The sequence below is a fragment of the Campylobacter concisus genome (genome assembly GCF_015230015.1).
Classification (GTDB): domain Bacteria; phylum Campylobacterota; class Campylobacteria; order Campylobacterales; family Campylobacteraceae; genus Campylobacter_A; species Campylobacter_A concisus_AF.
Genome location: NZ_JAAKZC010000003.1, coordinates 124,371 through 136,314, shown reverse-complemented (window position 1 = coordinate 136,314; position 11,944 = coordinate 124,371). Strand labels below are relative to the sequence as shown.

Sequence of the window (11,944 nt, the reverse complement as noted above, 5' to 3'; positions counted from 1 at the left end):
ATGTATCTGATAAAAAAATATTTTAAGTGACATTGATTATTATGAAAAATATTTGGGTAAAATACGATCATGCGGATGGCACTATTGATTATTAAAAATAGGAACCTTGAATTTGGTAAAAATTCTAGACAGTATATTTTATAAAGACTTGCCAATCAACTACAAACTCCGCGATATTCTAATAGAATACCCAGGTGGTAGCATTAGCAAAGACTTGGCAGACTATATATTACAAACTTACCAATATAACGATAGCGTATCTATCCAAATCTACGACCCCCTAATCCTAGACCTAAACGGAAATGGTAAAATAGACCTTACCTCTACCTCAAACGGAGTTCACCTCGATCATGACGCAAACGATGTATCTTTTAAATCCTCATGGGTAGATAAATAAGACGGTTTTTTAGGTTACGATAGACATTGCTTTAAAAAGCTATGATATGAATAATGACGATATCATAGATAGCAACGACGAGATATAAACATCTTAAAACAATGAGGTATTATGATTATAAAAATATTAAACTACAAACTACTTATTTTCATTATTGCCGTTCCTATTATATTTTATACTATAGCTAATTGGGAATTTTTAAAATATACTCCGATATATCAGTTTCATGAAACAATCGATATCTCAAAAAGAGGTATAGCATTTGATAAAAATATTAGCATAAATAAAACAGGCCTTTATGAAATAAACTTTATTTATTCACAAGAATTACTTGAACAAATTAAAGAAAAAGAAATGTCAGAAAAAACTAGGCCGTCAAGAGAAAATATTGAAGAATTTGCAAAATGGCTATGTAGTAGCTCATCTATTACTAAAATAGCAGGATTATACAAAGATGACAAGATGAGTGATTTATCATTAAATGAAAGGCAAGATACTAAAAATATCTGCAGTGGTAGCAAAATTGTATTGAAGATTAGCATAACACCGCTTCATGAAAACATTAATCAATGGAAATATTTTAAAGGAAATGATAATGATGTTTATATCCAAAATGCTAGAACTTTAAATGACATAAATTTCCATATCACCTCCGATCTATCCAAATATGGAAATTTTAAGATTTCTACCGCTCCAAATGGTGCAATAGCAAATTATAAAAGAATAGCAACAGTAGAACTAAACAACGGAAATTTTAATATCAAAATAGAGTCCTTAAACTATGTACCCGAAGTCAAAAATATACTAACATATTTTGAACTTGAAGAGATACTCAAAGAAAGCCCTATAAGCATAAAGTAAGCGCGGAAACGTGCAGGGTAATAATAAACGGCGGACTGGACTGATAAATTTAAAAGAACCTATCTCGATCTAGACTTATTTAAAAAATAAATTTCATGGCAAGCAAGCTCAAACTCACTCGCTATAAATTTTTACTTTCCCTCTGGATCTAGGCCATTTAGGATATAGCCAACCTCTTTGTCAGTTAGGTCGTAGTGCAAAAATTCTTTATAAAATTTCTTTGTTTCAGCTGCTATGTCTATATCATCAAAAAGCTCAGGGTGCAATATCTTAGCCGCCCATAAAATTTGTAATGCTCCCTCGGCACCATATCTATCCCAGCTAAAGACGCCAGCTGGATTTACGAAAACTTTTTTGTTTTTACTGCATTTGTGTCGGCATAGATAGGATTTTCATATATCTTTTCTATAGCCTCTGGCGACTTGGTCTACCTATGATGATAACGTCTGGGTTTAAATTTGGTATCTCTTCAGCGTTAAGCTCAAGCATATTGCCCTTTGCTTGCAGCGCATTTACGCCACCTGCAACGCTGATCCACTCGTCGATTATGGTGTTTGAGCCGTCCGCTTTAAATAAATTTTTACCTTCTGCTATGTGAAGCACTTTTGGCCTCTCATTTTGGGCGATCTTACTAGTTTTACTTAGCACTTTTTGAAGGTTTTGATCAAAATAATCGTTAAATTTCTTGGCTATCTTTGGCGCGTCATCGCCTATCACCTCAGCCATTACAGATACACTCTTTTTCATATCCGCGTGGTTTGTAAATGAGGGATAAAGCACGGTAAAGCCGTTTTTAACTAGCTCTTCTTTGTTGTTTTTATCAGCAGCTATGACGATATCTGGGTTTAGTTTGACTAGCTCTTCAGCCTGCAAGCTCTTAGCATTTACGCCATTTGGTATGCTTGAAATTCTAGGATATACGTGCGCAAACCACTTATTGTTTTTGATGAGATCAGTCGTCGCTACTATCTTATCAGCCCCACCTAACATCAAGACGATCTGGTTGTTTGCATACCAAAGCGTGGCGATCTTTTCTACATTTACAGGGACTTTGACGATATCGCCAGATATATCTTTAACCTCTCTAAATTCGACCGCATTTATGCTCAAAGCAGCCACCAGCACCACAAGGGCGGTAAAAATCTTTCTCATTTTCTTCCTTTATAAAGAAATAAAATCTGATTGGTATTTTTAAAATTTGAGTATAAATTTAGAGAAAGGTTTTGGTCCAAAGGCTCGCCTTTAGACCAAATTTATTATAGAGTTACAACAACATCCTCTTTGATATCTACGCTTATCGTAGAGCCTGTTACCGTGTATGTTTTGTAGCCATCATGTGAGCCAGCCTCTCTAAAGCCACCTTGTAATGTTACTCTATCGCCTTCTTCGCCGTCTATCTTAAGCTCATTGTTTCTAAGGATATCATCTTTGCTTAGCGTGATATTTAAATTTTTATCAGCTCCACCAAGCTCAAGGCTTGTTATTTTCTCAACCTTACTAAAGTCCACAGAGCCATCTTCTATGCTAAGTTTGCTAGCTTTTGTACCGTCGCTAGAGCCAACTACTTTACCATTTATAGTAGAGCCTGAAATTTCGATCTCACTATCACCACCGCGAGTGCTACCCTCTACGTCGCCTTTTACTGTGGCATTTTTGATGATCACTGTATTTTTATCAGAGTCTTGAGCGCCACCATATACATTAGGGTTTTCGCCACGACCGCCGCTTACATATTGATTTACAGTGGCTCCGTCTAAAATTCTAATAGTATCAGCATCTTCGTCGCCTTCTACATACTCAGTCACGGTTGTACCAGCACCTGTTACAGTTATGTTGTCATTGCCCCATCTGCCGATTACTCCTTCAACCGTTGCTTGGTCGCTAACTAAGATAGTATCGTCGCCACCTCTTCCGTTTACTGCGCTTGTGAATGTGCCAGCGCCAGTTACAGTTATAGTATCGTTGCCCTCGTCTGCTTGGATAAGTACAACACGCGCACCATTTTCTACTGTGATGGTATCATCGCCGTTTCCACCACCTATATTTTTTACGCTAGTTCCTGCGCCGCTTATCGTTATAGTGTCATTACCAGCGCCATTATCTGTTATATCTAAAGATGGGTTTACCTGTTTTTCATGCATATCGTTTTTAGTCTTTGTATCACCAAGCACCCAGCCGTCCACTTTGGCACCGCCTTGAACTACTATCGTATCTTCGCCAGCGTTACCAAACACATTCTTACTAACAACAGAGCCATTATCTATCGTTATAGTGTCTTTTCCGTCGTTTCCATATACGCTTTTAGCAACTTTTGAGCCATTATCTACATTTATAGTGTCGTCGCCCTCGTTGCCCACAACTATGCCAGTGATCGTAGTTTTGTTTAGATCGACCACGTCATCGCCTGAGCCACCAGAGATGTTGCTAAGCTTTGCAGAATTTATACCTGAAATTTTATCAGCGCCAACACCGCCGTAGACATTATTTATCTGTGCGTTATCTACAACTATTTCATCGTTGATGTCTGAGCCAAAAACATTTAGCTGTGCATTTGGAGCTACTATCTTTGCCACTGTGCCATCATCTGGGTAGTTGCCCTCATTTGCGTTGCTAGTCACTGCTAGCTTTTTAGCCTCATCTTGGCCGATAGCTAGCTGGCCGTCGTTGCTCACGTACCAGCCATTGTTATATGTAAATTCATTTACGCCATCATCAGGCACTAAGTAGCTTCTGCCGTCAGCTTGCTTTTGTACGCTATATCCGCTAGGTATCTTTGTCGTAAATGCCGGTATCAGCTCAGCCGCTGGGTCCTCTCCCTTGTGAGCTGAGAGTGGGATTTTGATTATGCCATTTGGTTGTGGTGGCAATGGTGGTTGTGGCGCTACGTTATCAGTAGCCGCGCCGTCACCTAAATTTTCACCCTGTCCGCCGCCGACTGAGCTAACTGGAGCTTCAAACGCAGCACTTAGGTCACCAAGATTGTTAAAATTCGCACTTATATTTGAGTAGTGACCACCATGTTCAAAGATAGCTTCACCAAGAGAACTTAGCTCTTTTATAAGCTCTTTACCAGTAGCTGTCTCTTCTAGCTCTTCAATAGTTTTACCATTAATAATTTCATCTTGAAGTTTTGCTATCTTTTGAATAACACCATAAGTGATAGGGATTATAGTTGTTGCCTGACCAGGCTCAAGGGTAATTTCACGCTCATTGACTATTAGTGTAATAGCCTTATCAGAGCTATTTTTAACCCTATCTCCTATGTAGATACAACACTCATTCTCTGCATCTTTTTACTTCGCCATTAGGGCGAATAATATCTATTCCATCCTTGGCGCTTATCTTGCCTATTGGTTTTAGTAAAACATCTCTTAATTTCATTATATTTTTATTTTCCTAGTGTTAAAATAAGAGGCCGCCATAGCCTCCTTAAGTGCTCTTATAGATGATCGTCCATTGGTGCAACAGAGATTGATTCCATTGGTATATAAAAAGTTGTTGGTGCATAATCGTATGTATTGCCAGCCTCATCTACAGAAGTAACTTCTGCTTTATAGGTATAGCTCCAATTTGGTTTTTCAGCACTAATTGACCAATCACCATTAGCATCAGCTGTTGTTTTAAGAATATCAGCAATATCACCTTTAGGAACAGCGTGATCTGGGTAATAGTTGTAAGTATCATCATCGGCAATGATTTTTAGATAGATATCAGCATTAGCCTCTGCTTTACCACTAAATTTTAGATTGGTATCCACACTTGTACCTGTTGGTAAATATGTTGTATCTCCAGTAAGATCAGCTACTTGATCGGTAGAGACATTTAGAGTTAGAGTATCGTTGATAGAATCAACTGTAAACTCTTTATATGTAGTCTCTTTTAGCTCACTACCATCAGCCGCAGTTTTAGTAGCTTCAACTGTAATTTTGTGATCACCCTCAGCTAGAGCTGTTGTAGGTGTATATTCCCAATTACCATCACTATCAACTGTTGTTCTACCTAGTAATGGAGCATGCTCACCTTCACCATCAAATAGGCTTATAGTAGCACCTGGTGTAGATTTACCAGCCAATGTTGGCGTATTGTCATTTGTTAGTTGCAATCCACTCTTATGGCTATTTGGATTCTCTAAAATATTGTTAGAGATATCTAGGTGTGAGCTAACATTTGGGTCTAGGTTGCCATCGTGACGAGCATCATTAACCTCATCAAAGCTTATCCTAATTGTCTCATGCACTGGTGTAACTGGTGTAGCATAGTTGTTATCAATAGCTACACTAAGAGTATCTAAATCAGCACCACCAGCTATAGATGAGACCCCTTCAGTTCCTCTAGCTACTATGCTATCAAGTCCTCTAAAATCATCAGTGATATTAGAATTAAGAGTATCTAAATCAGCACCACCAGCTATAGATGAGACCCCTTCAGTTCCTCTAGCTACTATGCTATCAAGTCCTCTAAAATCATCAGTGATATTAGAATAGTGACCACCCTGTGCAAAGCTAGCAGCACCAAGACTTACTCCGTCACCTCCAGCGTTTCCACCGGCTTGAGGACCACCAGCTGCAGTCTCTTCAAGAGCGTTAAGGTCTTGACCGCTTAGTATTGCTTTTTGAAGTGAATTTATATCAGCTGTTGTTTGAGAATTTTCACTAACGCTTTGGTCTAAATTTATTGAGTCTTTACCTATTAGGCTTATCTCTTTTCCATCTGCTTTTGCTATTACTACTTTTGCGTCAGTTGATTCAGTGACTATCTTTTCACCTTGATATACTATGTCACCTACTTTTAATTCTCTGCTTTCGCCTGTTATGCTTACAGCTTTTACGCTTCCTTGAGTTACATTTTTTACTACGCCTATTTCCTTTGACATGTGTCTCCTTTTTTAAATTTTTTCGTAAATTTAGCGATTTTGATAAAACATGACTATTGTACTCAGGTACAAGTGTGACATATTTATGACTAGAAATTTTGCAAATTTAGAATTTTTGGGGTTTGGTCTTGTTAGAAAATTTTGGATATTGCAAAGAAATTTAGATCAAATTCCTTTGCAAATTTGGATTTATTTGACAAAATACTCTTGTGCTAGCTTTTTATCTTCAGGTTTGATGATAAATTTCTCATTGGCGATGCTAACTTCAAATTCATTTTCTCTACTAGCTTTTGTATAAGCTAGCGCGAGCCTTGCAGCAAGCTCTTTGTCGGCCTTGCTAGCATTTTTACTTATGAAACTAACAGCTCCCACGATGTCGTCACTCTCTTTAAATTTCACCTGCTCAAATTTATCATTTGGATGTGCCAAAAGTGCGTTATTATCGCTCTCATCACGTCCTATTATCATTTTAGCGCCATCTACCAAGCGCAAATGCCTGCCAAGCTTTAGCCACACGACATCGATATCTCTCATCTCTTTATCAAATTTCAAGTAGTCTTTTATCTTTACAGCAAAGCTCTCGATCGTTAGCAAACAGCCACCTCCTGGCGTTGCAAAGTCTTCAAAGCCAAATTTCTTTGCCAAAGCAAGCTGCGGCTTTCTATCGCGTCCGCTTATATCAAGTAACTTCTCTCTATCGACCCAGCCCTCGCGCTCTGGCTTAGTTGGCGGCAAGAGCTTAGCGCACATCGGACGAAGCACTAGATCGTCCTCATCATCAGCTAGGCGCTTAACCTGAAAAAGTGCGTCTCTGCGCTGGCTCATCGGTCTTTGACCCACGACTTCACCTGTGATGATAAAATTCGCATTTTCGCTTTTTAGCATATTAAGAGCGGTTTTAAACATATATCCGTGGCAGTCGATACAAGGATTAAACTGCTTGCCGTAGCCGTATTTTGGGTTAAAAAGCACGTCACGAAGATACTCGTTTCTCATATCAACCACTTTTAAGCTAGCTCCTGCCATTGCTGCACGGCGCCTTAAAACTTCGTGCTTCTCCTCATCCACGCCAAATCCAGTATCCATATAAAGTGCGACCACTTCGATACCTTGATTGCTTATTATTTTCATAGAGAGCATGCTATCAAGCCCTCCGCTAAACAAAGCTAAAGCCTTCATTTTTGTCCTGAAAGTAAAATTTAAAGCCTAAATTTACTAAATCTAGGCTTTTATGAAGTTTATTTAGCAGCGTTAATTACGATTTTTTTGATCACTTCGCTTGCGGCTTTTAGGCTGCTAACTGGCAAGTACTCGAAGATAGAGTGAAAGTTATTTCCCCCTGTGAATAAATTTAGCGTTGGCACACCCTTTGCAGAGATCGCGGCACCGTCGTATCCACCACGCATCGGTTTTATGTTTGGCGTGATATTTAGCTCGCTAAAGGCATCTTTTGCTAGTTTTATAGGCAGTGAGTTTTCGTCTTTCAAGAACTTAAAGACGTTTTCATAGCGTGTTTTTAGCGTGATCTCACAGCACTGCCCATAAATTTTGTTAAAAGAATTTGCCATGTCACTTAAAAACTCAAGCCTTTTTTGAAATTTAGGCTCGTCAAATTCTCTAATGTCGATCTTTAGCGTCGTCTTTGCGCTGTTTCCGCTAAGCTCTTTCACCCAGAAATAGCCCTCTTTGCCCTCGGTGCACTCTGGCACTTCGCCGCCTGGCAAAAGCGAGATAAATTTATGCGCAAGAAGCAGCGAATTTACAAGTTTGCCCTTTGCGTTCATCGGGTGGGCCGAAACGCCTTTAAAGACCATCGTGCAGTCAGCTGCGTTCCAGTTTTCATATATTAGCTCGCCTATCTCGCAGCAGTCTAAGCAGTAGCCAAAATGAGCTCCTAGTAAATTTACATCAAGCGCCTTTGCCCCAAGCAAGCCCTGCTCCTCATCAGGCACAAAGCAGATCACGATCTTGCCGTGCTTTACGTCAGGATTTTGCATGAAAAAGCTAGCCATATTTACGATACTAGCGATCGCCGCCTTATCGTCAGCGCCAAGCAAGCTAGTGCCGTCAGTCACGACTATATCGTCGCCAACGTATTTCTTAAGCTCTGGGTTGTCGCTAAATTTTAGATAAATTCCCTGCTCTTCATTTAGGCAGATGTCGCCGCCTGTGTATTTTACGATCTTAGCTTTTGTGTCGTTTTTTTGCTCGCTACTTGTATCTAAGTGCGCAAAAAAGGCGATACTTGGAGCGTTTTCGCAGTTTGCAGGAATTTTTGCTATCAAGATAGCATTATCTTGCAAGATGATATCTTTTATACCAAGCGAGCTAAGCTCATCTTTTATAAGAAGAGCCAGCTCATACTCGGTTGGATTAGAAGGCATGATACCTTTTAATCCATTCTCTTTATTTGTCGTGGTGTTAAATTTCGTATAGTTTATAAATCTCTCTACGATATCCATCTTTCATCCTTAGATGACGAAAAATGCGATCGCTACAACAGAGAGAAACATGCCTAAAAATGTCCTTTTTGCAAGCTCGACTGGGCTAACCATAGCAATACCTGCACAAACGATAGCAGCACCTGCTATTGGAGAAGCTGAACGTCCAAGTGAGCCAGCTATTGCTGCAGCCATACCAAGCTTATCTTGCTCAAAGCCAAGAGCGGCGGCGTTTGTTGTGACAGCTTCGTTAAATGCAAATGTAGCAGCGTCGCCTGAGCCTGTAACTATACCCATGATAAATGGCACAAATGTTCCGCCAAATTTAACATAGCTTTGATCTGTTTTTAACCATGCGATGACCACATCAACAGCTCCGCACGCCTTTAAGCCAGCGACAAAGACGCCAGCTGCGATGATGATACCGATAACATCAGCGTAAGCGTGACCCATGCCGTTAAAGAACTCTTTTGTGATCTTTTGTGGATTTGTAAGCGTAGCAAAGATAGCTATGATAGCGCCAAGTATCATCGCCTCAGCAACACCCATCTTTGTCCATGCCAAAAAGCTATAGTCTTTTGCAAGGCTAGTTCCGCCGATAACTAAGATCACAAGCGGGACAAGTGGCATAAGCGCGTAGATCAAATTTACTTTGAAATTTGACTTCTCTTCGCTTGTAGCACCACTTTCAAGAGTGAAATTTGTACCTTTTTGATAGTCTTTAAAGAGCAAGGCAACGATAGTTAGCATGATAACTACGATAACAAGAGCTGTAAATGCGCTTGGAATTTGTACTTTTATGATGTCTTGAACTGTGTAGCCCTCAACTGTCTTTTTAACAAGATCAGCCACATATATGTTGTGCGCAGAGCCTGGGCTTAAGACTGAGCCAAATGTACCAGCAAAAACAGCCGCACCAGCCATTGCAGGGCGAACGCCTGATGCCATTAGAAGTGGTATAAGTGTCGCACCAACAGCAGCCGAGCAGCCAGCAGCTGAAGGGATAGCGATATTTATAAAGTAAGTTAGCACGGTTGTTACAGGGATCAAGATAAATCCCACGTTTTTAAGTGGCTTTGTAAGAAGCGCAACAAGGTGCTTATCGCACATTGTGTATTTCATAACGAAAGCAAAACCCATACTAGCACAAATAGCTTTTATAAGACCAGCTTTTGTCATATAGTCAGTAAAAGCATTTAGTGCCCCCATCGGTTTTAGTGCGATTATGCAAAGCACCAAACCAACACCTATTAGCACTGTTCTTGTCTCTTTTTTTAAGACTAGAAGTGCGACAACTGCAACGATGCCAAGAATGGCAGCAATGAGTTTGAATGAATCCATACCTCTCTCCTTGTTTAGATTTTAAATTTAGTTCCAACTTCTATTTTCTCTATCTCTTTTTGATACTCAAATTTTAAAATTTCGCTATGTCCTATAACCTCAACTTCGCTACCCTCTATGAGCAAAGCCGTGCCCTCAGGCAGTGCGTAGATAGTCTCTTTTGGATTTGCTATCAAAAACTCCTCTAGCCTCTCCTCCCTGCTCTCGCCGTTATGACCTGCTAGCTTGCCACTTATAAAGTGCGGATTGATCTGATATGGGAAGATATTTAGGCTATCAAAGGACTTTGGCATGATGATAGGCATATCATTTGTCGTCATCATAGTCTTGCCAGCGATGTTTGCGCCAGCTGACCAGCCAAAGTACTTTGTGCCATTTGCCACTGCTTCTTTTATAGGCTCAACTAAATTTAGCTTATAAAGCGTGTAAAGCAGCATAAAGGTATTACCGCCGCCAACTGCGATACTGCTGGCATTTTTGATAGCTGAAATTTTATCCTCGTAGTGGTGGATCGATTTTATATTTTTATTTTTTAGGCGGTCGATCACCTTTTGCTCGTATTCGTCATTTGTTCGTCTAACTCCAGCGTAAGGGATAAATAAAATTTCCTCCTTACCGCTCTCACCCAAAAAGTCCTTAACCCAGTTTTTGCAGTGTCTCAAGTAGCCAGTATCTTGGTAGCTTGAAGCGCTGATTAGTAAAGCATTTTTCATTTTTTAGCTCCATTTAGTTTGTAAGCAGCCCTTAGATAGATATCAACCCCAGCGACTAAGCACTCCTCGTCAAAGTCAAATTTGCTGTTGTGATGTCCTGCTTTTAAATTTGTACCGATCATCATATAGCCGCTCTTTGCGCCCCTATCTTGCAAAGCTCTCATAAAGTGAGCGAAGTCCTCGCAAGCGCCAAAGTCAAGCTCTTTAACGATCTTATCATCATCTATAAATGGGCTCTCTTTTGCTGCTTCATAGAAAATTTCAGTCACCTCTTTGTCGCTATTTGCCCCGCTTGTGCCCCCAGTCATCACGACCTTGCTCTCGACACCGTAAATTTCACTCACACCTTTTACGATATCCATACATTTTTTATACATAAATTCATTTAAATTTGTATCCTCACCCCTTGTTTCGCAGGCTAGATAGCCATTTGGTGCTATGACGTTTCTGCCCTCACCTGCTCTTAAAACGCCCACATTTATCCTAGTCACGCCCTTTGCATGTCTTGTGATGCCATGCATATTTAGAGCCATTTGAGCAGCGGCTAAAAGGGCATTTGCTCCCTCCTCTGGCGCTCCTGCTGCGTGAGCTGAGCGACCAGTGATATGCACGTCAAATTTTGAAGTTGCAAGCAATTTATTTGTGCCACAAACTATGCCCCCATTAGTTTCTGCTTGAAAGCCGATGTGTCCGCCAAGTAGGTACTCGATGCCCTCAAGCACGCCAGCAGCCTCCATAGCCACAGCGCCCCTTGTGCCCTCTTCTGCTGTTTGAAATATAAATTTAAATTTGCCGTTAAAATCATCTAAATTTTTAGCGATCAGCTTTGCAAGTGCTAGACCCATCGCCATGTGTCCATCGTGCCCACAAGCGTGCGTGATACCAGCGATATCTGAGCCAAAGCCCTCTTTGCAAGGTCTATGAGCAGCCTCTGCGCTCTCTGTCACATCAACGCTATCGATGTCAAATCTAAATGCGCTAAATTTACCAGGCCTTTTTGTATCGATAAAGGCGGTTAGCCCAGTTAGTCCGTCTTTCATATATTCAAGGTATTTTGCCTCGTCAGGATTTAAAAGACTTTTTGCCCGCTCGATCGCCTTTTGGCACTGCTCTTTGCTACCAACTCCAAGCCTTGCATCGCTCTTTACGACCTCTTCGCCAAGCTTCACCTCATATCCTAGCTCGCTAAGCCTTTTTGCTAAAACCGCAGTCGTAAAAAAGGTAAACCAGCCAGTTTCTGGGTGCGAGTGAAAGTATCTGCGATCTTTGATCATGTCATCTTTTAAAGATAGTGCTAAATTTGCTATTTTGTCCATGA

General features: G+C 40.4%; 11 protein-coding genes. 2 read left to right on the top strand and 9 right to left on the bottom strand.

Translation table 11 applies throughout. From position 1 onward, the window contains the following. Positions 1 to 508 precede the first annotated feature (508 nt). Positions 509 to 1,258, top strand: coding sequence for a hypothetical protein (locus G6W42_RS02890; protein ID WP_194172880.1), 750 nt, complete (start codon positions 509 to 511; stop codon positions 1,256 to 1,258). Between the two features lie 131 nt (positions 1,259 to 1,389). Here the strand turns inward: G6W42_RS02890 and G6W42_RS10735 are convergent, their stop codons facing one another. From G6W42_RS10735 to G6W42_RS02880, 3 genes are all read right to left on the bottom strand, one after another. After that, entirely contained in the window at positions 1,390 to 1,524 is a 135-nt protein-coding gene (locus tag G6W42_RS10735) for a hypothetical protein (RefSeq protein WP_346010457.1), read from the bottom strand. A 139-nt stretch (positions 1,525 to 1,663) separates the two neighbouring features. After that, complete coding sequence (locus G6W42_RS02885; RefSeq protein ID WP_346010456.1) at positions 1,664 to 2,410, bottom strand: ABC transporter substrate-binding protein; 747 nt, start codon at positions 2,408 to 2,410, stop codon at positions 1,664 to 1,666. Between the two features lie 104 nt (positions 2,411 to 2,514). After that, entirely contained in the window at positions 2,515 to 4,125 is a 1,611-nt protein-coding gene (locus tag G6W42_RS02880; RefSeq protein ID WP_194172879.1) for a hypothetical protein, read from the bottom strand. Between G6W42_RS02880 and G6W42_RS02875 the strand changes: the two genes are divergently transcribed. Then, on the top strand, positions 4,103 to 4,267 hold the full coding sequence (locus G6W42_RS02875; RefSeq protein ID WP_194172878.1) for a hypothetical protein: 165 nt from the start codon (positions 4,103 to 4,105) through the stop codon (positions 4,265 to 4,267). The genes G6W42_RS02880 and G6W42_RS02875 overlap by 23 nt on opposite strands. Positions 4,268 to 4,697: 430 nt before the next feature. Here G6W42_RS02875 and G6W42_RS02870 read toward each other — a convergent pair whose 3' ends face one another. The 6 genes from G6W42_RS02870 to G6W42_RS02845 all read right to left on the bottom strand — a co-directional run bounded on the left by G6W42_RS02870 (position 4,698) and on the right by G6W42_RS02845 (position 11,942). After that, entirely contained in the window at positions 4,698 to 6,131 is a 1,434-nt protein-coding gene (locus G6W42_RS02870) for a retention module-containing protein (RefSeq protein WP_194172877.1), read from the bottom strand. Positions 6,132 to 6,320: 189 nt separating this feature from the next. Then, the gene (locus G6W42_RS02865; protein ID WP_194172876.1) at positions 6,321 to 7,310 is read right to left on the bottom strand and encodes an argininosuccinate synthase domain-containing protein; all 990 of its coding nucleotides are present in this window, start codon (positions 7,308 to 7,310) and stop codon (positions 6,321 to 6,323) included. 59 nt (positions 7,311 to 7,369) lie between these two features. Continuing rightward, a complete protein-coding gene (gene pepT, locus G6W42_RS02860) occupies positions 7,370 to 8,593 on the bottom strand; it encodes a peptidase T (RefSeq protein WP_194172875.1) in 1,224 nt (407 codons plus the stop codon). Between the two features lie 9 nt (positions 8,594 to 8,602). Next, entirely contained in the window at positions 8,603 to 9,913 is a 1,311-nt protein-coding gene (dcuC, locus tag G6W42_RS02855; RefSeq protein ID WP_194172874.1) for a C4-dicarboxylate transporter DcuC, read from the bottom strand. A 14-nt stretch (positions 9,914 to 9,927) separates the two neighbouring features. After that, positions 9,928 to 10,626 carry a dipeptidase PepE gene (gene pepE / locus G6W42_RS02850; RefSeq protein ID WP_194172873.1) on the bottom strand — a complete coding sequence of 233 codons (699 nt, stop codon included), beginning with the start codon at positions 10,624 to 10,626 and terminating at the stop codon, positions 9,928 to 9,930. Next, complete coding sequence (locus G6W42_RS02845; protein WP_194172872.1) at positions 10,623 to 11,942, bottom strand: amidohydrolase; 1,320 nt, start codon at positions 11,940 to 11,942, stop codon at positions 10,623 to 10,625. Before G6W42_RS02845 ends, pepE begins: the two co-directional genes overlap by 4 nt. Between the last annotated feature and the right edge of the window lie 2 nt (positions 11,943 to 11,944).